The sequence below is a fragment of the Thioalkalicoccus limnaeus genome, from assembly GCF_041197575.1.
In the GTDB taxonomy this organism is placed as follows: Bacteria; Pseudomonadota; Gammaproteobacteria; order Chromatiales; family Chromatiaceae; genus Thioalkalicoccus; species Thioalkalicoccus limnaeus.
Genome location: NZ_JBDKXB010000002.1, coordinates 236,882 through 260,094 on the forward strand (window position 1 = coordinate 236,882; position 23,213 = coordinate 260,094).

Sequence of the window (23,213 nt, forward strand, 5' to 3'; positions counted from 1 at the left end):
GCCGGAGGAAACCTCGATGCTTACTGACACTGCACTACGACATCTGAAACGTAAGTCCAAGATTTATAAGGTTTCTGACCGCGATGGCCTGTATGTGACGGTATCGCCCAGCGGTACCGTCACCTTCCGCTACGACTACCGTCTCCACGGCCGCCGGGAGACGTTGACCATCGGACGCTACGGCCCAGGCGGTATCTCACTGGCGATGGCGCGGGAACTGCTCCTGGAGGCGCGCAAATCCGTTCAGGCGGGCATTTCCCCTGCGCTTGAGAAGCAGCGCGAGAAGCGGCGGGTGGTCGCCATCCAGACCTTTGGTATGGCGATGGAGGCATGGCTGACCAATGCAAGGTTGGCAGAGAGCACTCGGGCTGCGCGCAAGCACATCATCGATCGGGACATCCTGCCGGTTTTCCAGAATCGCCTGCTGACCGAAATCCATGCTGAAGACCTGCGGGCCTTGTGCAACAAGGTCAAGGAACGCGGTGCGCCAGCCACCGCAGTTCAGATTCGGGACATCGTGAAGCAGGTCTATGTCTACGCCATTGCCCACGGCGAGAAGGTGGAGAACCCTGCGGACAGCGTGCGAGCGTCTTCGATCGCCACCTTCGTGCCGAAGGATCGTGCCTTGTCGCCGCTGGAAATCCGGCTGATGGTGCAGCAGTTGGAGTCGGTAGCAACCTATCCGACGATCAAGGTGGCACTGCGCCTGATCCCGCTGACGCTGGTACGCAAGAGCGAACTGATCCACGCCACTTGGGATGAGGTTGATTTCGAGCGTGCGACCTGGACGATCCCGAAACAGTGGATGAAGGGACGCAATCCGCACGTGGTCTATCTGTCACGCCAGGCGCTCGACATCTTCGTCCAATTCCACGCATGTGCGGCGGGCTCGCAATTCGTTTTCCCGTCTCGTTACGATCCAAGACGCTGCATGTCCAATGCGACCCTGAATCGGGTCACCCGGCTTATCGTAGAGGCTGCAAAATCCAAAGGGCTGCCGCTTGACCCATTCACCGTCCATGACCTGCGCCGCACCGGCTCGACGCTGCTGAACGAAATCGGCTTCAACCGTGACTGGATCGAAAAATGCCTGGCGCACGAGGACGGGCGTTCCTCGCGCTCGGTCTACAACAAAGCCGAGTACGCGGAGCAGCGGCGCCACATGCTGCAAGAGTGGGCGAACCTGGTAGAAGCCTGGGGAGGCGGGCAGACCTACGTGCCGAAGCTGGTGCCGAAGAACGTGGTCGTGCCGGCGCTGAGCGCGCTCGGTTAGCAGGGCGGAAAGGTTGTCACTTGGCAACCCTGCCGGTCATCCCCATACTGGAGATCACTGATGGCCCGTCCCCCTCATCCGAAGAAAGAGGTCGAGGAAGCTCTCAGGCACGCCGAAGGGCAGGGCTGGCGCGTCGAAGTCGGCGGCAGCCATGCCTGGGGGCGGATTTACTGCCCATACAACGACGTCGCAAGCAGAAAGAGGCTGACGATGGTGCCAAGGAGTAGCGCGATGGAATACACCTTCACCTTGAAGTACCAGCTTGCCGACGACGATGGCGACTCGGATGCACTGGTCGAGCGTCTGGGTGAAGCCGGCTGTGATGATGCCTTGGTCGGCATCGGCCAGCCTGGCCGCCTGGCGCTGGAGTTCACCCGCGAGGCGACCAATGCGGATGAAGCCGTGCGTAGCGCGCTGGCCGACGTGCGCCGCGCTGTGCCATCGGCCCGGCTGATCGAAGTGGCGCCGGATCTGGTTGGACTGACCGACGTGGCGGAGATCGTCGGCGTATCGCGGCAGAACATGCGCAAGCTGATGCTAGCCCATCCGGGCAGCTTCCCGGCGCCGGTGCATGAAGGCAGTGCGTCGATCTGGCATCTGGCGGATGTGCTGGCATGGTTGGAGGCTAAAGGCAGCTATGCGCTAGCCAAGGACGTGCTGGATGTAGCGCGGGTGGCCTTGCAGGTCAACGTGGCGAAGGAGGGCCGGCGGCTGCCGCGCTCGGCATCCAAGGAGCTGAAAGCCTTGGTTGGTTGAGAGCCCTTGCCTGGCTTCATGCCTCGCTCGAACCCGCCCGAACAGGGCGGGTTTTTCGTAGATGGACATCCGGCTTGGAGGTCTGGTCGCGAGGCGCTTGCTTTCGTTCTTCCACCCACGCTTCCACTTCGGCCAAGTCCCACACTACGCAGCGCGGCGTCAGGTTGAAGCGGCGTGGGAACTCGCCACGGCGCTCCAATTCATAGATCGTCGTTTCAGCTAGGGGGACGATCTGCTGCAGTTCATAGCGGCGAATGGTGCGCCGGAAGGGAAGGGGACTGCGCTGCGGAAACTGCGGCAGCGACTCGTAGGCTTCCGTTCCCGGCAATGGAAGGGGCTTGCCGACGTCGATGTCGGCAGTGTTGGATGCTTGCGATAGCTGTTTCACCTCGTGCTCCATGAGTAACCGGTAACCGGCTGGCGTTCTTCTCCGCCCGCGCGCGATGCGGACAATGGCTCCTGTCATCGATCACGACAGGAGGCCACGATGGCCACGACGAAGACGGGGGTGCGGCGCAGCCGCGCGGAATGGCAGGCCCTTCTTGAGCGCGCCGAGCGCAGCCGGCTGAGCACGGTGGCGTTTTGCGCGGCCGAGGGGATCAGCACCGCCAGCTTCTATCTGTGGCGCAAGCGCTTGGGCGCGAGCAACCCGCCGCAGGGCGATGTCGGCGAGGAGGCGCCTGAGTTTCTCGATCTTGGCCTGGGATCGGGGGTTCAGGCGAGTGGGGAGGCCGCTTTCATCTTAAAAAGATGGCATGCGATGTAGAAGCAACAGATGTATCTCCCGCTTAAAGCTTCCTAATCTCAGCCAAGTCATCCTCCGTTTTGCGCAGAATGAGTTGGAAACACGCATCGCACACGCGCCGGTCGGTCGAATACGCTTGTCCAAGTTTGGGGATCTCGATGCAGTTCGTTCCCATAGTAAGGTCATCGTGGCAGCGGTAGCACTTACTGAGTCGTTTAACAGGCGCCCGCTTGGGGCGACCGTTGGTCCCTCCGATCAGAGAAGGCGTCGGCCCTCTAGGACTCGATTTTTTCATACACAGCCTTCGCCTTGCGCACGCGCCTCACGAGTACCTGCAACAGGTCATCCAGATTATCGAGAACGGAACGGAATTCCTCAGTTGTCGCCTGCTGCCTTTCTTTTCCCAAGCGCTTTTCCATCTCTTTGTTCACCATCATCAGCGCGCAGATGTAATTATTTTTTCCGGTGAGCTTCAACGTCTTGTATTTATAGACCATTTCGTTGCCGGTCTGCTTGAGTTCAACATGGTTCAGCAGCACGTTTGCCAAGCGCTTGGCCTGCTCCTGCATCCGTTTCCTGGCCTCTTCCCACTCCCGCTGCGGCTGAACCATGAAAGGTGCAGTGGGCGAGTTCTTGCGCACGGGAGATTGCTGTGCAAGTCGAACCATCTCCTCAGCCTTGCTGTCGTCGAGACCTAGGAGCTTTAAACGTTCGCGGAGGTCCGCAACGATCTGCGTGTCCTCAACCGACGTGAAGTCCTCTTCCCACAAGGAATCCACGACCTCGCCATGAACAACGACCTGATCGCCCGCGCGGAGCCGCGTGGTACCGTCGAGCACGGCCTGTGGCACCTCAGGTTCATCGCCGCCAATAACCTTGTCCCAGAACGCTTGGTCATCGCTCTCGAATTGCTTGAACTCCTTCAAGCGCGCATCGAGGTTCATGCCCAGATGAGTGACTATATGGCCGATGTTGTCAGGATGCCCCGGATCGTTCTGGACCACGACTCGCATGATGCGCCCGACAAATTGGATGTAGGGGGCTAGCGATCGAAACGGACGAAAAATCGCCGCTACGCTCAATTTCGGATGGTCGAATCCTTCGCCCAGCATCTGTACCTGGATGATGCAATCGAGTGAACCGTTGCGCAGTGCGGCAAGAATGGCCGACTGCTCATTCTCCGTCTGTTTGCTATGGATAACATCGGCATTGAAGCCGCGTTCCTGGTACAGAGAACGTATCTCCCGCGCGTGGTTGATGGAGCATGCGACTGCGATTAACTGGTGCTGCGTTCCGCTTTGGCGGAGTTCCTCAAGCTTTTGCAGGCTGCTGTCGACGATGTACTTGTTGCACAGCCTAGCAAGCGCAACGCCGCGGCTGAACCATTCCTCTTCCTTCAGCTTCAGCACTTCTTCCAATGTGTACGTCTTCCCGTCAGCATCGGAAAATCCGAGTTCAATGGTCGAGGGGGCGACGTAGCTCGCCTTCAGGCGCTTGATATAACCTTTCAGCGTGGCGTTCCTGAATGGGTACCGGAACACCAATTCGCCATCGAGTTCCTGGCGGTCACTCCGGAATGGGGTTGCTGTCAGAAGGATGACCTTGGCCTTCGGGAAACGCTCGATGACTTTCTGCCAACTGGCGGCCGCACTGTGGTGAGCTTCATCGACGATGATCATGTCGAAAAAGTCATCAGGGAACTGGGTCAACCATTTGTCCACGTTGGTCGCAAGTTGGTGGACGTTCGTAATGACGATATGGGACTTCGCCGCGATCGAAAGGTTGCCGCTGTCGAGCGTACAGGCGAGTGGTCCAGACAGCATCTGATCAGTGCTTAGTACGCCAGATTTCCGCCAGAAGCATTTCTGACGGTTGGTGATGTCCATCGCCTCGTAGAGGCCGTCCTTAATGGTGAGGTTTGGCGCGATGACGATGACCCTGCCTTCCGAAATTCCGAACGGAAGCAAGGATGCCAAGCCGGTCTTGCCGCACCCGACGGGAATCTGGAGGATTGCCTTGTTCTTGCCTGCGCGGAAGAACTCGTAGGTGCGCAAGTAACCCTCGCGTTGCGGGTCGCGAAGATGGTCGTTCCCGTCGATCTTGAAATCAGCGTCGAGAAAATACGACTGAAGAGGGCGGGCGGTGCGCACCCATTGGTCGAGCCCGCTTTTCTCGAAAATCCATTTCTTGCCGATCTTCCGCGCCGGAATTCGGCCTTCGCGCGCCATCGCATACAGCGCCGTTTTGCCCATTCCCAAGTAGGTCGCGGTCTCTTCGAGGGAGAGCCATCCGTCTGAATCAGTCATGTCATATCCATCATTTGATGCCAAATGATAGCAAATGATAGATAGTGATAGATAGAGAGGCAAGAGCCAGCGTCGATGCGCTGTTCTGCAATCGTCAACCGTTCGATCCAGCACATGCTGGAAGCCTTCATGGCGGGGGAAGAGGACTTCAGGTGGGACAGAAGGGGCCGGCAATCGGGCGCTTCTGGCGGTGGGAGTGATGGAAGGTGGTAGGGAAGTTTTGGATAAGAATTTTCTGTCGTAGTATGGCTACGACTGATTTAATTATATTAAATTGTCTTTTACTTAGAAAAGTTGTATAAATCGTAGTATGGCTGCGACTGGAACAAGCAAACTAAAGGTGCTCTACGCTCGGTTGGCGCCGGGGACGCCGCTGATCTCGGAGGACCTGGCAGCGTTGGGCATCTCCGCAGACCTGGCCGTTCACTACGTCCGGGCAGGCTGGCTCACGCGCCTGGCGCGCGGCGTGTACTGCCGCCCGAATGACACCCTGGCCCTGCATCCCAGCCTGCTACTGTTGCAACGCAGGTTCAACGGTCTGCATGTGGGCGGCAAGTCAGCGCTCGACTGGTACGGCCTGCGCCAGTACGTGTCGCAGCAACCTGTGCTGCACCTTTATGGCTGGACGGCCGGACGCCTGCCAGGGTGGTTCACCGAGCGTTTTCCGGCCGAGTACCACCGCAAGCGCTTGTTCGATGAGCAGCCGGACGCCTTGCTACACGTTGATGCCTTCGAGAAGCGTAGTGGGGCGCCGCAGGTTTCGGCGCCGGAGCGCGCGCTGCTGGAGCTGTTGAGTGAAGTCGGTGTACGCCAGCCCTTGCAGGAAGCACGCGAACTTGTCGAGGGAGCCTATAGCCTGCGCGCCGACGTGCTGCGCGAGCTGTTGCAGCACTGCACGAGCGTGAAGACCGTGCGGCTGTGCCTACAACTTGGCCGCGAGGCGTCGTTGCCTTGGGCGGCCAAGCTCGACCCGGCCACGCTGCCGACGGGCAGTGATCGACCCTGGGTGTCCCGATCGGCCGACGGCCTCTTGGTGCTCAAGCCATGAATCCGGTCTATCTCGAAACCGCGCGCCTGCTGACGCAGGTCGCGCCGTTGGTGTTCGTGGATGACACCTTTGCCCTGAAGGGCGGCACTGCGATCAATCTGTTCGTGCGCGACATGCCGCGTCTGTCGGTCGATCTGGATTTGGTCTTTCCCGATCACACGCTGCCGCGCGACGAGGCGCTGGCGCGCATCAACGAGGCTATCCGACAGGCAGCCGAGCGGCTGAAGAAGCGAGGATTCCAGACGCATACGCCTGCTGCGGCAGCGGGGGAGACCAAGCTGCTGGTGCGGCGCGGCTCGATTCAGGTCAAGGTCGAAGTCAACTTCGTCATGCGCGGGACCGTACAGCCAGTGCGCCTCGCTTCGCTCACGCCGGTTGCCCGTGACGTGTTGATGGCCGATCTGGAGATTCCGGTGGTATCGCTGGAGGACATGTACAGCGGCAAGCTGGTGGCGGCACTGGATCGGCAGCATCCGCGCGACCTGTTCGACGTGATGCAGCTCTTCGCGCACGAGGGCATCACGCCCGGCATCCGGCGCGCGTTCGTGGTCTACCTGGCCAGCAGCAATCGGCCAATCCATGAGGTGTTGTTCACGCCGCTGCGGGACATCCGGCACGACTACGAGCACAACTTCCAAGGCATGACGGCTGAGTCGGTGCCGCTCGATGCGCTACTCGCCGCGCGAGAACGCATGGTGCGCGAACTCCAGCAGGGGCTGGATGACAACGAGCGACGCTTCCTGCTGTCGCTGGTCTCGGGTGCGCCCGACTGGCCGCTACTGGGAATCGCGCACCTCGAACATCTGCCTGGAATCCGCTGGAAGCTACACAACCTGGCGCAGTTGCAGCAGACCGATGCGAGGAAGTTCACTGAGCAAGCCGACCTACTCGGCAAGCAGCTATCTGCGTTATCCTAGAAGGCGATTGATGGTGGTGTCGCCAGAGTCGTCGTCTCGCAAATCGCTCATATCCCGCGCCAGCAAAAGGTATGCGCTTCTGACGGTAAGAGCGACGGTAAAGGCCCCATGTCGATCACAGCCAACCCTTTAACCACGCGGACTTGCGTGACCCGTTGATGATCGAGTGGGCATCGCCCTAGCGGGCGTGCCGGCCTGGCGGCAGGTCGAAGGCTGCGATTCGCTGGCCGACCTTTTGGAGGTGGTGCGGCCGGCTTGCGCTCCTCGGTCCGGAATAGCCACTCCGTGGCGAGCGCGGACGAACTGGATGTCTTGCGTTCGAGCATCGGCAGGGCGCGATCGAGCGTATCAGGCGGCGCCGGCCTTGGGCCGCTTCCAGGTATAGATGGCGGTCACCGCGTAATTCCAGACCGCGCCGACCAGGATCCCGGCGATCGCTGACAGGACCCAGTAGGATTCCGCCTGGAACAGATAGGTCGCGATGCCGACGTTGGCCAGCGCGCCCACGCTGCACGCCAGGACGAACGACAGCCAGCCCCAGATCAGCGCCCGACCGCGCAGGCGCATGTCCCGGTAGGTCAGGATGTTGTTGAGGAAGAAGTTGCTGGTCATGGCCACCAGGGTCGCAACGGCCTGTCCGACGAGGAAGCTGACGCCGAGCCCCTTGAAGAGGAGCCACAGCACTAGAAGGTGTACGCCGACGCCGACGCCGCCGATCAGCGAAAAGGCGATGAAGCGCAGCGGGATCAAGGGGCCGAGCAGCTTCTGGATCAGCATCAACAGATATTCCCACAGGACGGCGTTGTCGAGTTTGCTCGCACCGGCCTGGCGCACGCGGAACTCGTAGGGCAGTTCGCGGAAGCGCAGCGGCGGTTCGCCAGAGGCGAAGAGATCGAGCAGGATCTTGAAGCCGACGCCGCTGAGGCGGCGGACCCGGCGGCGAAAGACCTCAGCGCGGACCATGAAGAAACCGCTCATCGGATCTTTGATGTCGGCCTTGATCAGGCGGCGGCCGAGGTTGCCGGCGAAGCGGCTCATCGAGCGGCGGCGCTCGTCCCAGCCGCCGAGCCCACCGCCGGCGACATAGCGACTGCCGATGACGATGTCGAGATCCTCGCTGCGCAGGGCCGCGAGCATGTCCGGCAGCAGGGTCTCGTCGTGTTGCAGATCGGCATCCATCACCGCGAGATAGGGCGCGCTCGACGCGAGCAGGCCCTCGATGCAGGCCGACGACAGCCCGCGTCGTCCGATCCGCTGCAGCACCCGCACCCGCCGATCGGCGGCCGCGAGGGTCCGCGCCCGGTCGGCAGTGCCATCCGGCGAGTCATCGTCGACGATGATCAGTTCCCATGCGAGGCCGCTCAGCGTCCGTTCGACGCGCCCGACCAGATCGGCGAGGTTGTCGGCCTCGTTGTAAGTCGGAACGATCACGGATAAGAGCGGTGGCGGGCACGGGGTCGACGGCATGGACATGGCAGGTCGGTCACTCACGGCGAATAGGTTCGAGGCCCGATCAAAATCGGAGCGGGGATCGGGTATTGTAGGGCGCCTTTCGCCATCGGTTCTGGGAAACCTCATGGAAGCAGTACAACGTCCTCGTCGGTCGCCGCACTGGGCCCTCTGGTTGATCCTGGTCGTGGTCGGGATCACGCTGTGGCGAATCCTCGCCGCGTGGCTGATGCCGGTGACGCAGGACGAGGCCTATTACTTCGACTGGGCGCGCCATCTCGCATGGGGCTACTTCGACCACCCGCCCGGCGTCGCACTGTTGGGGCTCGGCATTTGGTTGGAGCCCGGCTCGACCCTCGCCGGCCGCCTCGGTAACCTGATCGCGGCGACGGCGACGCTTTTCGTGCTGCTGTCCTTCTACCGCAACGCCGGCCTGGCGTCGGCGCAGGATCGGCTGTTGGCGCTCGTGCTCGCGGTCGCGACGATCCCGGGGCTCGCGGTCGGCGTCTTGACGACGCCCGACAGCGTGCTGGCGCTGGCCTGGGCGCTGGCGCTGCACGAGGCCCTCGCGGCGCTGCAGCGGGATCGGCGACGCTGGGTCGCGGTCGGCGTCGTCGTCGGGCTCGGTCTGCTCGGGAAATACACGATGGTGCTGATCGGCCCCGTTCTGTTGTGGGCGCTGCTTCGTGCCGATCCCGGCGCATTGCGCACGCGCTGGCCCTACCTCGGCGCGCTGGCCGCGCTGCTGGTGTTCCTGCCGCACCTGATCTGGAACGCGCAGCATGATTGGCTGACGATGCGCTTCCAGTTCGGTCACGGCTTCGCGCTCGATACCGGGGCGGCCGTCGACACCGCCCTGCCGGAGCCACTCGCCGCCGCGGCGACACCGGTGCCGGTGGCCTCGCCGGGCTGGGGCGGCCTGCTCGGCTACGCCGGCCAACAGATCGCGTTGCTGGGTGTGTTCGCGCTGCCGTTGCTCGCGGCCCTGTTCGGTCGTGGCGCCTGGCGACGTATCCGCGCGGACCTTGGCGCGCACCTGGATCCCAAGGCTCGGCCGCTGCTCCATGCCGGCACCCTGGTGCCGCTCGCCTTCTTCGCCGTCGCCGCCTGGCGCAGCGAGGCCGAGGCCAACTGGCCCGTGGTCTATCTGTTGGCCGCAGCGCCGCTGCTGGCGCTCGCCGCCCGGCCGCTGTGGCGCTGGCTGATGGCGGCGGCCGCAATCAATGTGCTGCTCGTGAGCCTCTACGTGGTCCATGGGGCCACCGCGGCGCTCCCGCTCCCGGACAGCGGACAGCGGATCCTGCGCGAGACCTATGGCTTCCGCGAACTGGCCGAACTCGCAGCGCGCCTCGATGGCCCGGTCTTCACGGATCGCTATCAGGCCACCGCCATGCTGCGTTTCTACGCACCGCCGCTCGGCGTCGGTCAATGGCCTGGCCTGACCCGGCCGTCGGAGTATCTGCGCGGCTCGTTCGCGAACGGAGACGCCGCAAAACGGATCGAGGAGGCTAGCGGCTTCTGGTTGATCGCCCGCAGCCCCGGGCACGAGTTGCCGGGATTCCGGCTCGCCGAGGCGCGAACCCTCTTCATCTGCCAAGGCGAGGGCGTCATCGAAGCCGCTGACCCGCCCTGCGCCCAGCCGCTTAGGGTCTGGCGCTTGTATCGTTACCAACCGGAATCGATCGGCGGGTAGGTGCTCGGCCGTGCCGAGCCCGCTGGGCGTCTCTCGGCGTTGTAGCTCAGCGCAGAAGCTGTGGCGGATAGGACGGCGGCAGACGTGTGAATGAAAGATAAGTTGCTGATCTTTCGAATTGGCGGAGAGGGAGGGATTCGAACCCTCGATGGGCTATTAACCCATACACACTTTCCAGGCGTGCTCCTTAAGCCACTCGGACACCTCTCCGGTTGAGTGCGGCGCCAGCGGAAGAACGCTGGCACGGCGACAGCGAAGGATAGCGCATCACCTGTGGTCGCGCAAAGTGCGCCCTCGACATGGCTCACGCAGTCCGTGGGCCAATTGGCCTTCACGGCGCCCCCGGGCGTCTTCCGCCAATGCCCCGCTGGTGCCGACTGGCGTTAAACGCCACTGGGTGCGTCAGGTCGACTGACGCGCGATGACGCGGATGCAGCGATGCGGCGGATCGCGATACCCGACCGAACGGGCTGGCGCGCAGTCCGAGATGTCGTGTGCGTCTCATCGGCCGATCCACGAGCCAACCCCCGAGGATGCCTGGGTCGACGCAACGAGTCGGGGCGCCGCTCGACCCGCCCGTCGAATATGCGCTGCGCGGGATCTGTTGTGATGCCCGAACAGCGTACGATCTTTCCACTTATAATATTCTGGTCCGCTGTTGCACGGAGCATTCAACCTCGACCAGGTGGACCATCGAAACCCAGTTCAAAAGTTGGACTCCGTGTATGATTGAGCCCATCCCGACCTTGCAAGGCTTAGGCCGTCGGCCGCCGGTTGCCCTCCACCCGGGGGTGCCCCAGCTCGACGCGTTGCAGATCCTGACTCGCCATCACGCCAGCGGCGGTCTCGTCGGTGACGCCGATGAGTTGGTTGGCGTGGTCACTGTCCGGCAACTCGTGTATGCCGCGCAGGCCGTCGATTGGCGGCACCAACCGATTGGCCGGATCATCGAGCATGCGCCGATGCGGTTCGCGAGCGCGATGACGTGGCGCGAGGCCGGTCGAGTGCTATCGAAGCAACCCCGCGAACAGATCCTGATCGTCGATCCCCCCGGTAGGCCGGCCGCGTTGGTTGGCCTGCGTGATCTGTTGTGCCGGCTCTACCTGAGTTCCGAGAGCACCGAGCGGCCGGCGATCGAGATCCTCGAGGCCAACCCCCCGATCCTGCCGGGTCGAACCCCGGCGAGCGAGGCCCTCGCTGCGATGGCCGAGGCCGACACCAACTGCGTGCTCATCGGTTCGAAAAGGCGAATCGACGGACTCGTCACGCTGAGCGATCTGAGGCCGTTGTTGTTGTCTGGTGGCGACCTGCGCCGATCCGATCTGATCTCGCTGCGACACGGCTCGACCCTCGATCAACCCGTCGACCTGACATTGAGCGCGGCCCTGCACCATTTGCGCCGCTCCGGATCGGGCGAGTTGCTGATCTCGGATCCTGCCGGTCGGCCGCTCGGGCGCATCACGCGGTTGGGCATGCTGCGCTTTCTGCTTGGCGAGGCAGGCCGTGCCGATGACGCCCTGGTGCCGCCTTCGGCCTCTTGCCGAACCTTTTGGGTCTGTCCAACGGTCCGCGAAGTTCGCGATCCGGCGACGAGCGAGGTCACGCTCGAACCGGCGATCGAGGCGCTGGTGTACAGCGAGGCACGGTTCCGGGCGATCTTCGAGCAGGCCCCGCTCGGCATGGCCTTGCTGGACCACGATGGCCGCATCCTGCTGACGAACCCGAGTTTCGCGGGCCTCCTCGGTCAAAGCCCCGATGCCTTGCACCGATCCCGGCTGCTCGACTGGGTCGCCATCGATGACCAGGCCGCGTCTGCCGATCTGCTGCGCAGGCCTTTCGACGTCGGATCTTCCGGCCAGCGGTACCGAATGCGCATGGCGACCCGCGACGGCGCCTGGCGGGCGTGCGACCTGGTCCTCGCCCCGGTACCGAAGCTGACCGGCGAGGTCGTCGCCGCGGTCGCGATGGTGAGCGACGTCTCCGAGCATCGTGCCGCACTGCAACGTCTGCGTCAGGCCGAGGCCGTATTCGAAGCGACGCATGAAGGTATCCTGATCACCGATGCCGAGTGTCGGATCGTCGCCGTCAACCGGGCCTTTTGCGAGATTACCGGCTACCCCGAAAAGGAGGTGCTCGGTCGTAACCCGCGGTTCCTCCAATCCGGAGAGCACGATGCTGCCTTCTACCAGCGGATGTGGCACGCCATCGAAACCTTTGGCGAGTGGGACGGCGAGATCTGGAATCGGCGCCGCGATGGCGAGATCTATCCCCAATGGCTGAAGATCCGCCGCATCGACAGCGAGTTGGGCGGACCAGCGACCTATGTCGCCTTGTTCGCCGAGTTGAGCTCGGCCCAGGACGCGCAGGCGGCCGACTATCGGGCGCACCACGACGCTTTGACCGGGTTGCCGAATCGGCTGCTGTTCGAGGCCCGATTGGAGCATGGGCTGAATCGCATCGCACGTGAACGGCGACGTTTGGCCGTATTGATCCTCAACATCGACCGTTTCAGCCACGTGAACGACTGCCTGGGGTATCACCTCGGCGATGATCTGCTGCGCGAGATGGCCGACCGCTTGCGGGCCGTCTTACCGGAGCGAACCCGCGCGGCATGCCGCCGTGGTGGGGAATTCGTGTTCCTGTGCGAGGATCTTCAATCGACCGAAGAACCTGGTTTCCTGGCCGCGGAACTGATCCGCGCCCTCAAGACCCCCTTTTTCATTGGTGGTCATAACCTTTTCGTCACTGCCAGCATCGGCATCAGCCTGTTTCCCGAAAACGGCGACACCGTGCTCCATCTGTGCCGAACCGCCGAGGCCGCGCTTGACCAGGTCAAGGAAGCTGGTGGTAACCATTACCAGTTCTACACTCCAGGCCTGACGCATCTTGCTCTGGAGCGCTTGACCCTCGAGGCCTTGCTGCGCGATGCCCTCGCTAAAGACGAGTTCAGGCTCCATTACCAACCGCAGGTCGATATGGAGACCGGGTTGTGGCTCGGCGCTGAGGCGCTGATCCGCTGGCACCAACCGGATTTGGGGTTGGTCGCACCCAATCGTTTCATCCGGCTGGCCGAGGAAAGCGGTCTCATGGTGCCTCTCGGTCGCTGGGTGATCGACACCGCCTGCGCGCAGGCGCGGACCTGGCTTGACGCCGGATTCGAACCGGGATTCATCGCCGTCAACCTGTCTCCCGCCCAATTGCTGCAAGACGACCTCGTCGCGACCGTCACCAAGGCCCTGGCCGCAAGCCGGTTACCACCGGATCGATTGGAACTCGAGATCACCGAGAATCTGCTGCTCGATCACCGATTCGAGGTCCAGCGCACATTGGAGGCATTGGGCGCGCTCGGTGTGCGCATCGCGATAGACGATTTCGGGACCGGTTTTTCGTCCTTGACCTACCTCAAGCGCCTGCCGATCCGGAGTCTCAAGATCGACCAGTCGTTCATCCGGCACCTGCCCGACGCCGAGGAGGATCTCGCGATCGTCCAGGCGACGATCGCCGTTGCCCAGGCGCTCGGGCTCGACGCGGTAGCCGAAGGGGTCGCCAGAGAGGACCAGCGCCTACTGCTCCTGACGGCCGGCTGTCTCCGCGGCCAGGGAAGCCGCTTCGCGGCTGCGCGGCCGGCGCGGTCACTGACGCCGGGCGGTCGCTTCCTATGACCCATCGACCGCGCCCCTGCCGGCCCGCGGCTCGCTCTCGGCAAACGGGGGAGAGCGAACGGCCATCGCGGTATTGGTCCGACCATCGTCGCGGGGTCGAAGCACCGTTCATCACCAGGTGCTCGCCCGGCTCATCGGCGCGGTCGAGGAAACGGTCGAGCGGATGAAACAGCCGCAACGTGTCGAGCTCTTCAAACGTTTGCAGGCGGCCAACCCCGATCCGACCACGGAGCTCGAATATCATTCGCCTTTCGAGCTCTTGATCGCGGTCATGCTGTCCGCCCAAGCGACCGACAAGGCCGTGAATCGCGTGACCAGTCGCCTCTTCGTCGAGGCCAACACCCCCGCCGCGATCCTGGCTTTGGGCGAGACCGGCCTCAGCGACCGCATTCGCACCTTGGGCCTTTACAACAGCAAGGCGCGCCACATCATCGCCGCCTGCCAAATGCTGATCGAGCGGCACGATGGCGAGATCCCAGCCCATCGCGAGGCCCTGGAGGCCCTGCCTGGGGTGGGGCGGAAGACGGCCAATGTCGTCTTGAATACCGTTTTCGGGCAGCCAACGATCGCCGTGGACACCCATATCTTTCGCGTGGCCAACCGGACCGGTCTGGCCCCGGGCCGCACCCCTCTCGAGGTCGAGCGCGGGCTGCTGCGTCAAGTACCGGTCCCGTTCAGGCGCCATGCCCACCACTGGCTGGTTCTGCATGGTCGCTACGTCTGCACTGCGCGGCGACCAGGCTGCCCGAACTGCGCGATCGCCGATCTCTGCGAATACCCGATGAAAACACAGACCGGCGCTCGGCCGAGGCGCGAACGCCCCACGGCCGACGGTCGGCCTTGATCATGGTCGTTAGGCCATCGCCCAACTCCCGCGGCAGGGCCCATCCCACAGCACGAAATCTCTCGGCCGCAGGCAAGCCATCTGGCTTTCGGCGGTGTCTTTCACGCTAAACTGAGAAGGCGGCGCCCTCGATGGCGCGGCATCGTCTCAATCCGCTTGATGGCCGCCGCACCGTGGTGGCCCTTCGACACGAGGGACTTCGAGATATGGCAACCTGGGTCTTAGTCGCCGACAACAGCCGTGCCCGTTTCTTTTCAGCCGAGAAGCCGGCCAGTCCGCTGATCGAGTTCCGCGACCTTGCCCATCCAGAGGGTCGACTACACGAAGGCGACCTGGTCACGGATAAGGGCGGGCGTGACCGCAACCCGGCCAACGGTGTCTTGCACGGTTTGGAACCGGGCACGACCCGCAAGCAGGACGAAGCGGAACGGTTTTCCCAGATCGTCGGCGAGGAACTGGAGGCCGCGCGCTCGCGGGGTGAGCTGACCAAGCTCTACATCGTCGCCGCGCCGGCTTTCCTCGGCCTGCTACGTCGACAACAATCGAGTGCCTTGCGTCAGTTGATCGTGAGCGAGATCGACAAGAATCTGACTACCCAGGATTCGTCGTCGATACGCAGGCAACTGCCGGACTACCTGTAGCGTGCCGTTGGTCGGGCACCTCGAGTGTTTCGAGGTGCCCTCAAAAGTATCGCTCGGGAACGACGAGCCAACCTCAAGGCCCGTAACGCTCGGCCGCATCCGGCGAGACCGGCACGGCGACATCGCTCGCCGGCGCCGCCTCCCGCGCGTCCTCGACTGGCCGTTCGGGCTCGCCGGCGGCAGCCTCTGCCGGCTCATCCGTCACCCGGTCGGCTGGCTCGTCGCGCCCATTCTGGCGCACCCGGCCAGGCCCGTCACCGGATGTGGCGAAAGAGGCCGACTCGATGACCGGCGGTGCATCGACGGCGATGGCCGTGGTCGCGGGCTCGAGTTCGTCGACAGGTTGATCGCTCACCACGAGTTTGTCGGCGACCTCGGGTTCGCCGGCTACTGGTGGTTGATCGGTTACCGCCGGGCGCGGCTGGGCCGCCGGCGACAAGGTCGCATCGCTGCGCCCCGCTTCGCTTCTGCGATCGGCGACAGCGCGTGACGCCTGGGCGGCCTCGGCCCTTTCCATCTCGCGGGCCTCGGCTGCCGCGACCCTTTCGCGCTCGCGGGCCTCGGCGCGCACCTGCTCGGCGTAGTCTCCGTAGGATGGACCGCTACCCTCGATGATCACCGGCGTCCCATGGCTTACCTTGCGAAACACCACAGGAGCGAGCTTCTTGGGCAGCCGAATGCAGCCGTGCGAGGCTGGATGACCAGGACGCGGGATCGGACCGGCATGCAGACCGACCCCGTCATAGGTCAGGCGCAGGAAAAAGGGCATCTCGGCCCCCACGAAGCGGCCGCCGGCCGGGATCCGGTCGCGACCCTGTCGTGCGTTCGTCTTGACGACGCGGCCGGCCTTGTCGTAGATGGTCCCGTACAGGTTCGAACGCTTCTCCGCGGTGCGCTCCATGATCTCGAAACGGCCTGTGGGGGTCGGGTGGCTCGTGGTGCCGGTCGCCACCGTGGACCATCCGATCCGCGTGTCACCATCGTAAAAGATCGCCTTCTGCTCGTCGGTATTGATGACGATACGCGAAATGCGCCGGCCATCGCCCCCCCATTCGTAGAGAGGGGCTGGAGCGACGTCGGGCGGCGAGGCGGTCGGTGGAGGATCGGTGGACGCAGTCGATGCCGGATCAGCGGCCTCGCTGGACTCGGTGGCCGAACTCGATAACCCCTCGCCGGAACCCGGCCAGGGCAAGGACGCGCAGCCGCCGATCAACCCGGCCAGCAGCCCGATAACAACGGATCGCATTCCGACATGCGTGTGTAGAATATCGCTCATGGTGGCTCTCACCCTTCTGGCTCGCCCCGCGTCGCACGAAGAACACGGACCAGGCTTCCGCCCGTGGCGGGCCGTCCGTCGCGCGGGGCTGGGTTGGCTCGGCGTTCGGCTCTCGATGGCTGCATGATACCGTTAACGATGGCGTCTCTTACATCGACCTGGAAGACTGCGCCGGTGTTCCGTCGCAGGAGCGACCCTGGCATTTCATCTCCGACCATCGGGCGGTGGACGATCCTCGCGACGATCGTGCTCGTTGCCGCGGGGTGCGCGTCAGCCCCGAAACCGCCCCGTCAGATCGACGATGCCTGCGCGATCTTCGCTGAACAGCCACGGTGGTACCGGGCGGCGCGGCAAGCCGAACGGCGCTGGGGCACGCCGGTGCAGGTCCAATTGGCCATCATCCGCGCCGAATCGGGGTTTCGTCACAATGCTCGCCCACGGGCCACCCAGGGCCAATTGTTATCGACCGCTTACGGCTATCCGCAGGCCATCGATGGCACCTGGGACTGGTACCGCGAGCAGACCGGCAACCGCCGCGCCCGACGGACGAGTTTTGCCGATGCCGTCGATTTCATCGGCTGGTATACCGATGTCAGTCAACGTCAACTCGGCATTTCGAAATGGGATGCCCATAACCAGTACCTGGCCTACCATGAGGGCCACGGAGGCTTCCAGCGCGGCAGCTACCGCAACAAGGACTGGCTGCTGCGGACCGCTCGCCGCGTCGACCAATATGCGCACACCTATGGGGCTCAGCTTCGGCAATGCCGCCGCCGATGACCATGGCTCGACCGCACAGGGTGGCGGTCGTCCGGGGAAGCCCTTAACCATTCCGCGTGTCCCGTGCGGGGCAGGTGCCCGCGCTGACCTCTGGCCAGGACGGCCGATCGATCAGCATCTCCCGAGGCGCTGCGGAGGTCGCTCACTCGGTCATCGTCTTTTCGATTGCCTTCAGGTCCATGGCCTCTAGGAACGCCTGAATCGGCGCCTTGTCCTTGAGACCGCTTCCTCGCAGCTCGACGAGGACTCGTCCGCCGAGCATCAGTTTCATGTCCCAATCCTGACTACCCTTCTCGTGCTCGAGGATTCCGCGGTAGCCTTGGGCCAGGAAACTGCTGGTGACGGGGGTGGCTTGCAGCAGCATCGGATTGGCGAACATCATGCCCATCATGCCGATCAGCGGCGAATCGGCCACGATGCTGATCTCGATCTCGGCCCCTTCTTCATCGTAATAGCGGCGACTCAGGTTGGTCCCCGTCAGCGCATTCAGAATGCCGAGGCTTTGCGATGCCGGTTCGTCGGCCTGCCATCCCGGCAATGGGTCGGGCAACAGCGTCCAGAGACGGGCCGTGATCTGCTCCTGGATCTTGGCGATCGCGAACTCGAGGGTCTGGACGGTCCCGCGCAGGTCCCCGGCGTCATAAGCCGAGCGGGCGGCATCGAGCTGACTGTGGATCGTATCGGCGGAGGCGGAGCCACCGCAGCCGAGCGCCGCCGCGATGGCGAGCGTCAGGCAAAGGCGTGCGCGTCTGATCATGATCAATCCCCTTTGCTGAAGGTAACGGCCTCGGCGCGTTGGCGGACCAAGCCAGTCTACTGCGGCGCGCGGGGCCGGCATCCCGGTCAGCATCCCGTGGACGCTTCCGGTCGATATGGCTGCGAGTCGAGGTCCGCTGCCGCGAGCAAGTCCGGGATATCGGCAGCCACGATTTCCAAGCCGTGACGCTCGCAGAAGCGGCGTTCCTTGTCGGTCGGTTCGCGGATCAAGGCCCAGCCGGCCGGGTGCCCGGCATCGTGAATCAGATCCGCTAGCACCATCCGCTCGGTGTCGCGAGTCAGGCGCAGACCCAGAAGCAGGTAACGGCGGCCTTGCCGGTAACTCTTGATCCGCCTCGGAATCGCGAAACCGCCCATCAACTCGGTGATGTAATCGACATAGTCCGCATCCGAAGCGACATAGCACGGATCTGGCCAGGGACTGCCCATCGGCTTGAGCAGGATCGGCCACTCGGCGGCCACGGCTTCTTGGTTCGTTTCCTGATAACGCGCACCGTCCCACCAATGCAGACGGAACCGCTCCGGACCGCCCCCCAGTCGCGCCACGCCACGCACCAAAAGATGACAGCGATCCGAGTAGGCCGCCTGAAGCTGGGTGTCGCGATTGATGTCGATGATATAGGGTACCCGCATACGAGCCAACCAGGCATGCAGCGGGGCCGGGGTCCAGGTGCGCCCTGCGTAGGTGTGGGTCAGAAAACGCACGACCGCACCCCGGCCACGTTTCAGTTCGACGTTCATCGCGGCCCGCGAGAACTCCCACATCAGCCGTGGCGCCATGGGCCGGCCATTGTTCATCGCCAGGATCAGGCTGTCGCTGTCGGCCGGGATGGGTTCGGCGGTGTTGACGTCAACGACACCCGACAAGGCTCCTGGGCCGAGATAGGGCACCAGTTCCCCCTGGCTAAGGGCTTCGATCAAAGGCTTCAGGTCATGGTCGGACATCGCGAGCGGCCTCGTGCAGGTGGTGGCTTGCGAGAATTCAAAGCAATATCCGCGCCATTAAGTGGGCGTCGGATCCGCGGGCCGGGCCGATCGCCAACGAGTCGAGCACCGCCGGCAGGGCGGGGCAGTGCATCCCACCACTCACCCCGCCTGGATCTTTGCCCATCCGGCTCGTGGGTCGACCATGTCAGTCCTTGGCATGGGTATCTCCGCCCGCGGTCCGGGACCGTGCGCCTACAGGAGACTCGGCAACCAGGTCGCCAAGGCGGGCCACAGGGCCAGCAACAGCAAGACCAGCAGCTGGATACCGACGAAGGGAACGGCGCCCCGATAGATCTGCATCGTGGTCAACAGCCGCGGCGCGACGCCGCGCAGATAGAACAACGCGAATCCGAATGGCGGGGTCAGGAACGAGGTCTGGAGGTTGATCGCGATCATGACCCCGAGCCAGACCGGATCGACGCCCATCATGAGCAAAACCGGTGCGACGATCGGGACCACGACAAAGGTGATCTCGATGAAATCGAGGATGAAGCCGAGCAGAAACATCACCAGCATCACGAGCGCAATGGCTCCGGCCGTGCCCCCGGGCAGCCCCGTCAGGAACCCGGCGACCATCTCATCGCCGTCGTACCCGCGGAATACCAGCGAGAAGAGCGCTGCGCCGATGAAGATGAAGAAGACCATCGCCGAGACGATCGTCGTTTGTCTGACGACGCCGCTCAGAATGGGCCAGGTCAATCGGCCGCGGAGCGCAGCGAGCAGCAAGGCGCCGACCGCGCCGACCGAGGCGGCCTCGGTCGGCGTGGCCCAGCCGGCGATGATCGAGCCCAATACCGCGATCATCAGGAGCAACGGCGGCATCAGGGCGCCGACGACGCGCCGCATCAGCGCGAAGCCGCCGATCGGCCGTTCGCTACCGGGAATGGCCGGCAGCGCGTCGGGCTTGATCCAGGCCAGGGCGAGCACGAAGACCACATAGAGTGCGACGAGCAGCAGGCCGGGCAGCAGGGCGCCGACGAACAGGTCACCGACCGAGACCGTGTCCGGCGCGAAGATGCCCATGTCCAGCTGGGCCTGCTGATAGGATGACGACAGGATGTCGCCGAGCAGAACCAACACGATCGACGGCGGGATGATCTGACCGAGGGTGCCCGAGGCGCAAATGGTGCCGGCCGCGATCGATGGGTTGTAGTTGCGACGCAGCATCAGGGGCAACGACAGGAGCCCCATCGTGACCACGGTCGCGCCGACGATGCCGGTGCTCGCCGCCAACAGGGCGCCCACGAGGATCACCGAGATCCCGAGCCCTCCGCGCAGCGGCCCGAACAGCATGGCCATGGTATTCAGCAGATCCTCGGCCACGCGCGAGCGTTCGAGCATCACGCCCATGAACACGAACAACGGAACGGCGATCAGCGTCTCGTTGGTCATGATGCCGTAGAGGCGATTCGGCATCGCCTCGAGGAAGGCCGGATCGAACGACCCCAAGGCCAGCCCGATCAGCGCGAAGAACAGCGCGACGCCGCCGAGTGACAGCGCCACCGGGTAGCCGAGCAGCAGAACGATGCCGACCGCTACGAACAGCAGCAGGGGCATCCAGTCAAGCATCGCCGGGCCTGGTGTCGACGGATTCGGCCGGTGGCACTGATTCGTCGATCCCCAACAGGACCAAGGTGTTGCGCAGCACCAGCACCAGTCCCTGGATCATCACCAACCCGGGCATGACCAGGATCAAGGTCTTGAGGAGGTAAACGCCCGGCAAGCCGCCGGCCTCGCGCGAACCCTCACGGACTGACCAGGACGAGGCCACGTAGTCCCAGCCGATCCACGCGATGAACAGACACACGGGGAACAGCAGCACCAGTGTGCCGCCGAGATCGACCCAAGCGCGCGCTCGCGGCCCCATCCGATAATAGAAGACGTCGACCCGCACGTGCCCCTCATGCCGCAAGGCGTACCCGATGCCCAGCATGAACAGCATCGCGTGCATATAGGTGACCGACTCCTGCATCGCGATCCAGCCGAGATCGAACAGGTAGCGCAGCACGACGACCAGGAAGGTGACCGCCACCATCAGCAGGGCCAGCCAGGCGGCCGCCCGCCCCACCCAATCGTTGACCCACTCGAGGCCCGCGATCGCGCGCCGCCACCAGGGCGGCGAAGGTCGAGGCGCCGGATCGGGGCCGGGCACAGGGGTTCGGCGGTGGCTTGGTGTCGATCGTCCGATCATCGTCGCGGCACGATCAGGAACAGGATCGGTGCACCGGGTCACCAACTAAACAGCAGCCACTGGGGCACCGCCATATTCCACGGCCGATCATCGCGCACATCGAGCACGCCATCGCCATTCGAGTCGATCAGATAGTAAGGCCGGCCAACCAGGGGGTCGATCCGCACCATGTACAGTCGCCCGCGGATCCGGTATTCCTGGATGATCTCCCGCTCGGTCTCGATGATCGTGATCTCGGGCTCGATCGCCTCGCCGCTCAGCGAAGCCGGAGGCAGGACCGGAGGCGACAGGTACTCGTCGATCAAGGGGTCGGCTCCCGCCGCGCCGACGATCAGGGCAGCCACGATTGCGAAGGTCAATCTGTTCATGAGATTCCAGCCAGTAACATTAGGGGGCCACCACCACGGATTCGACGAGAGCGGTGCCGCGCTCTGCTCCAGCACTGCCGCGTGGGTCGGGTCGAGCGCCCAGACAGGATACGACAAGCGATTCACAAAACGGAGGTCAAATCGCCGCCACACTACCATATTCAGGGTCGCCGCTGCCCGGCGCGCGTGGCCTGTTCGAACACGAATAATGACCTCACCAAGGAGCACCCGTGAAGTACGTAACCCCTGACCTCTGTGATGCCTATCCCGACCTGATCGAAGTGGTTGAGCCTATGTTCATCAACCTGGGTGGTCGTGATTCCTTCGGTGGTCGAATCGTGACCATCAAGTGTTTTGAAGATAACTCTCTGGTCAAAGAAGAAGTCGAAAAGCCAGGTCAAGGCAAGGTGATGGTGGTGGACGCCGGTGGTTCTTTCCGCTGTGCCATGCTGGGCGACATGCTGGCGGAGAAAGCGGTCGAAAATGGCTGGGAAGGCGTGATCATCTATGGCTGTATCCGTGATGTGGATGCCATCAACCAGCTGGATCTCGGTGTTCAGGCGCTGGGCACACATCCGAAAAAATCCGAGAAGAAGGGTGTCGGTGAATATCGGGTGCCTGTCTCCTTCGGTGGCGTGACCTTCGTCACGGGCGATTATGTCTATGCCGATAATAACGGCATCATCGTTTCCCCCGAGCCGCTGACAATGCCTGAGTAACTCCTGTGCTCGATCCTGAACAGAAAAACGACTACGGATACGAAATCCAAGCCGCCCTGAGTGTCCCGGCTGGGGCTGAAACACCTGCGACGGGACGGCAGTGAAGGCGGGATGTGAGGTCAAGGCCCGGAAACACCTTGTCCGGACGCTCGTGAGTCGAGACAGTCGATGGAGCCACAGCACAAGACCCTGACGATGACCCTCCTGATGACGCCCGACATGGCCAACTTCTCGGGGCATGTCCACGGGGGCGCCACCTTGAAGCTGCTCGACCAGGTCGCCTACGCCTGCGCCGCGCGCTACTCGAACCGCTATGTCGTCACCCTGTCCGTGGACCAGGTCTTCTTTCGACAGCCACTGCGTGTCGGGGAGCTGGTCACCTGTCTGGCATCGGTGAATTACACGGGCAACACCTCGATGGAGGTCGGGATCCGCGTCATCGCCGAGGACATCATCCACAAGACCACCCGCCACGCCATGACGTCCTACTTCACGATGGTGGCGGTGGACAAGCAGGGGCGCCCCGCGAAGGTCCCACCGCTGCACGTGGAGACACCCAACGAGCGGCGTCGTTACGAAAGCGCCCTCCTGCGGCGGGAGTTCCGGCGGGAGATCGAGCGTCGTCACGAGGAGATCCGTCGGTTGCACAAGGCCGACACCGGGGAGCCACCGCCCGATTGACCATCACAGCTCTGCCGTGCCCCGATACCTTCTTGCCGTCATTTCGCGCGCAGCGGATATTACTCGTGTCGGCGAACAGGCTACACTAGCGCAGCGTGAA

General features: G+C 63.5%; 21 protein-coding genes and 1 tRNA gene. 12 read left to right on the plus strand and 10 right to left on the minus strand.

Annotated features, from left to right (window positions below):
• The first annotated feature begins 16 nt into the window (after positions 1-16).
• Positions 17-1,273, plus strand: a complete 1,257-nt coding sequence (locus ABC977_RS02680; RefSeq protein WP_369665689.1) for a tyrosine-type recombinase/integrase — start codon at positions 17-19, stop codon at positions 1,271-1,273.
• A gap of 60 nt (positions 1,274-1,333) precedes the next feature.
• On the plus strand, positions 1,334-2,029 hold the full coding sequence (locus ABC977_RS02685) for a helix-turn-helix transcriptional regulator (protein ID WP_439849143.1): 696 nt from the start codon (positions 1,334-1,336) through the stop codon (positions 2,027-2,029).
• A gap of 16 nt (positions 2,030-2,045) precedes the next feature.
• On the opposite strand, the gene ABC977_RS18295 is transcribed toward ABC977_RS02685, so the two are convergent.
• The gene (locus tag ABC977_RS18295) at positions 2,046-2,417 is read right to left on the minus strand and encodes a helix-turn-helix transcriptional regulator (protein WP_439849144.1); all 372 of its coding nucleotides are present in this window, start codon (positions 2,415-2,417) and stop codon (positions 2,046-2,048) included.
• Between the two features lie 99 nt (positions 2,418-2,516).
• On the opposite strand from ABC977_RS18295, the gene tnpA reads away from it, so the two are divergent.
• Positions 2,517-2,795 (plus strand): IS66 family insertion sequence element accessory protein TnpA, encoded by a 279-nt coding sequence (tnpA, locus tag ABC977_RS02695; protein WP_369665690.1) that lies wholly within the window; start codon positions 2,517-2,519, stop codon positions 2,793-2,795.
• Positions 2,796-3,049: 254 nt separating this feature from the next.
• Here the strand turns inward: tnpA and ABC977_RS02700 are convergent, their stop codons facing one another.
• Positions 3,050-5,080: a DEAD/DEAH box helicase gene (locus ABC977_RS02700; RefSeq protein ID WP_369665691.1), complete on the minus strand. Its 2,031-nt coding sequence runs from the start codon at positions 5,078-5,080 to the stop codon at positions 3,050-3,052.
• Positions 5,081-5,390: 310 nt separating this feature from the next.
• On the opposite strand from ABC977_RS02700, the gene ABC977_RS02705 reads away from it, so the two are divergent.
• Together ABC977_RS02705 and ABC977_RS02710 are read left to right on the plus strand one after the other, a co-directional pair.
• A complete protein-coding gene (locus ABC977_RS02705; protein WP_369665692.1) occupies positions 5,391-6,128 on the plus strand; it encodes a type IV toxin-antitoxin system AbiEi family antitoxin domain-containing protein in 738 nt (245 codons plus the stop codon).
• Positions 6,125-7,045, plus strand: a complete 921-nt coding sequence (locus ABC977_RS02710) for a nucleotidyl transferase AbiEii/AbiGii toxin family protein (protein ID WP_369665693.1) — start codon at positions 6,125-6,127, stop codon at positions 7,043-7,045. The genes ABC977_RS02705 and ABC977_RS02710 overlap by 4 nt, the downstream gene beginning before the upstream one ends.
• Positions 7,046-7,393: 348 nt before the next feature.
• On the opposite strand, the gene ABC977_RS02715 is transcribed toward ABC977_RS02710, so the two are convergent.
• Entirely contained in the window at positions 7,394-8,518 is a 1,125-nt protein-coding gene (locus ABC977_RS02715; protein ID WP_439849145.1) for a glycosyltransferase, read from the minus strand.
• Positions 8,519-8,621: 103 nt separating this feature from the next.
• Here ABC977_RS02715 and ABC977_RS02720 point away from each other — a divergent pair, with 103 nt between their 5' ends.
• The gene (locus ABC977_RS02720) at positions 8,622-10,187 is read left to right on the plus strand and encodes an ArnT family glycosyltransferase (RefSeq protein WP_369665694.1); all 1,566 of its coding nucleotides are present in this window, start codon (positions 8,622-8,624) and stop codon (positions 10,185-10,187) included.
• A 119-nt stretch (positions 10,188-10,306) separates the two neighbouring features.
• Here the strand turns inward: ABC977_RS02720 and ABC977_RS02725 are convergent.
• A tRNA-Ser gene (locus ABC977_RS02725) sits at positions 10,307-10,397 on the minus strand.
• A gap of 515 nt (positions 10,398-10,912) precedes the next feature.
• Here ABC977_RS02725 and ABC977_RS02730 point away from each other — a divergent pair.
• The 3 genes from ABC977_RS02730 (at position 10,913) to ABC977_RS02740 (ending at position 15,334) form a co-directional block, all read left to right on the plus strand.
• Positions 10,913-13,849, plus strand: a complete 2,937-nt coding sequence (locus ABC977_RS02730) for an EAL domain-containing protein (protein WP_369665695.1) — start codon at positions 10,913-10,915, stop codon at positions 13,847-13,849.
• Between the two features lie 163 nt (positions 13,850-14,012).
• Entirely contained in the window at positions 14,013-14,693 is a 681-nt protein-coding gene (nth, locus tag ABC977_RS02735) for an endonuclease III (RefSeq protein WP_369665696.1), read from the plus strand.
• Between the two features lie 206 nt (positions 14,694-14,899).
• On the plus strand, positions 14,900-15,334 hold the full coding sequence (locus tag ABC977_RS02740) for a host attachment protein (protein WP_369665697.1): 435 nt from the start codon (positions 14,900-14,902) through the stop codon (positions 15,332-15,334).
• A 73-nt stretch (positions 15,335-15,407) separates the two neighbouring features.
• Here ABC977_RS02740 and ABC977_RS02745 read toward each other — a convergent pair whose 3' ends face one another.
• On the minus strand, positions 15,408-16,610 hold the full coding sequence (locus tag ABC977_RS02745) for a L,D-transpeptidase family protein (RefSeq protein WP_369665698.1): 1,203 nt from the start codon (positions 16,608-16,610) through the stop codon (positions 15,408-15,410).
• A gap of 174 nt (positions 16,611-16,784) precedes the next feature.
• Between ABC977_RS02745 and ABC977_RS02750 the strand changes: the two genes are divergently transcribed.
• Positions 16,785-17,390, plus strand: a complete 606-nt coding sequence (locus tag ABC977_RS02750; RefSeq protein WP_439849146.1) for a transglycosylase SLT domain-containing protein — start codon at positions 16,785-16,787, stop codon at positions 17,388-17,390.
• 142 nt (positions 17,391-17,532) lie between these two features.
• Here ABC977_RS02750 and ABC977_RS02755 read toward each other — a convergent pair whose 3' ends face one another.
• The 5 genes from ABC977_RS02755 to ABC977_RS02775 all read right to left on the minus strand — a co-directional run bounded on the left by ABC977_RS02755 (position 17,533) and on the right by ABC977_RS02775 (position 21,713).
• The gene (locus tag ABC977_RS02755; protein ID WP_369665699.1) at positions 17,533-18,147 is read right to left on the minus strand and encodes a hypothetical protein; all 615 of its coding nucleotides are present in this window, start codon (positions 18,145-18,147) and stop codon (positions 17,533-17,535) included.
• Between the two features lie 86 nt (positions 18,148-18,233).
• On the minus strand, positions 18,234-19,112 hold the full coding sequence (locus tag ABC977_RS02760) for an SIR2 family protein (protein WP_369665700.1): 879 nt from the start codon (positions 19,110-19,112) through the stop codon (positions 18,234-18,236).
• Between the two features lie 234 nt (positions 19,113-19,346).
• Positions 19,347-20,723: a TRAP transporter large permease gene (locus tag ABC977_RS02765; RefSeq protein WP_369665701.1), complete on the minus strand. Its 1,377-nt coding sequence runs from the start codon at positions 20,721-20,723 to the stop codon at positions 19,347-19,349.
• Positions 20,716-21,345 (minus strand): TRAP transporter small permease subunit, encoded by a 630-nt coding sequence (locus ABC977_RS02770; RefSeq protein ID WP_369665702.1) that lies wholly within the window; start codon positions 21,343-21,345, stop codon positions 20,716-20,718. The genes ABC977_RS02765 and ABC977_RS02770 overlap by 8 nt, the downstream gene beginning before the upstream one ends.
• A 38-nt stretch (positions 21,346-21,383) precedes the next feature.
• Positions 21,384-21,713: a DUF2782 domain-containing protein gene (locus ABC977_RS02775; protein ID WP_369665703.1), complete on the minus strand. Its 330-nt coding sequence runs from the start codon at positions 21,711-21,713 to the stop codon at positions 21,384-21,386.
• A 230-nt stretch (positions 21,714-21,943) separates the two neighbouring features.
• On the opposite strand from ABC977_RS02775, the gene rraA reads away from it, so the two are divergent.
• Positions 21,944-22,432, plus strand: a complete 489-nt coding sequence (gene rraA / locus ABC977_RS02780; RefSeq protein ID WP_369665704.1) for a ribonuclease E activity regulator RraA — start codon at positions 21,944-21,946, stop codon at positions 22,430-22,432.
• Positions 22,433-22,600: 168 nt separating this feature from the next.
• A complete protein-coding gene (locus ABC977_RS02785; RefSeq protein ID WP_369665705.1) occupies positions 22,601-23,113 on the plus strand; it encodes an acyl-CoA thioesterase in 513 nt (170 codons plus the stop codon).
• Positions 23,114-23,213: the final 100 nt, after the last annotated feature.

Bases quoted from the DNA above. Each gene is read 5' to 3' on its own strand.
- ABC977_RS02755 (WP_369665699.1), bottom strand. From the start codon at position 18,147: ATGATCAGACGCGCACGCCTTTGCCTGACGCTCGCCATCGCGGCGGCG.
- ABC977_RS02760 (WP_369665700.1), bottom strand. From the start codon at position 19,112: ATGTCCGACCATGACCTGAAGCCTTTGATCGAAGCCCTTAGCCAGGGG.
- ABC977_RS02775 (WP_369665703.1), bottom strand. From the start codon at position 21,713: ATGAACAGATTGACCTTCGCAATCGTGGCTGCCCTGATCGTCGGCGCG.
- ABC977_RS02710 (WP_369665693.1), top strand. From the start codon at position 6,125: ATGAATCCGGTCTATCTCGAAACCGCGCGCCTGCTGACGCAGGTCGCG.
- ABC977_RS02700 (WP_369665691.1), bottom strand. From the start codon at position 5,080: ATGACTGATTCAGACGGATGGCTCTCCCTCGAAGAGACCGCGACCTAC.
- tnpA (WP_369665690.1), top strand. From the start codon at position 2,517: ATGGCCACGACGAAGACGGGGGTGCGGCGCAGCCGCGCGGAATGGCAG.
- ABC977_RS02680 (WP_369665689.1), top strand. From the start codon at position 17: ATGCTTACTGACACTGCACTACGACATCTGAAACGTAAGTCCAAGATT.
- ABC977_RS02770 (WP_369665702.1), bottom strand. From the start codon at position 21,345: ATGATCGGACGATCGACACCAAGCCACCGCCGAACCCCTGTGCCCGGC.
- ABC977_RS02730 (WP_369665695.1), top strand. From the start codon at position 10,913: ATGATTGAGCCCATCCCGACCTTGCAAGGCTTAGGCCGTCGGCCGCCG.
- ABC977_RS02745 (WP_369665698.1), bottom strand. From the start codon at position 16,610: ATGAGCGATATTCTACACACGCATGTCGGAATGCGATCCGTTGTTATC.
- ABC977_RS02740 (WP_369665697.1), top strand. From the start codon at position 14,900: ATGGCAACCTGGGTCTTAGTCGCCGACAACAGCCGTGCCCGTTTCTTT.
- ABC977_RS02720 (WP_369665694.1), top strand. From the start codon at position 8,622: ATGGAAGCAGTACAACGTCCTCGTCGGTCGCCGCACTGGGCCCTCTGG.
- ABC977_RS02765 (WP_369665701.1), bottom strand. From the start codon at position 20,723: ATGCTTGACTGGATGCCCCTGCTGCTGTTCGTAGCGGTCGGCATCGTT.
- ABC977_RS02785 (WP_369665705.1), top strand. From the start codon at position 22,601: ATGGAGCCACAGCACAAGACCCTGACGATGACCCTCCTGATGACGCCC.
- nth (WP_369665696.1), top strand. From the start codon at position 14,013: ATGAAACAGCCGCAACGTGTCGAGCTCTTCAAACGTTTGCAGGCGGCC.
- ABC977_RS02685 (WP_439849143.1), top strand. From the start codon at position 1,334: ATGGCCCGTCCCCCTCATCCGAAGAAAGAGGTCGAGGAAGCTCTCAGG.
- ABC977_RS02705 (WP_369665692.1), top strand. From the start codon at position 5,391: ATGGCTGCGACTGGAACAAGCAAACTAAAGGTGCTCTACGCTCGGTTG.
- ABC977_RS02715 (WP_439849145.1), bottom strand. From the start codon at position 8,518: ATGTCCATGCCGTCGACCCCGTGCCCGCCACCGCTCTTATCCGTGATC.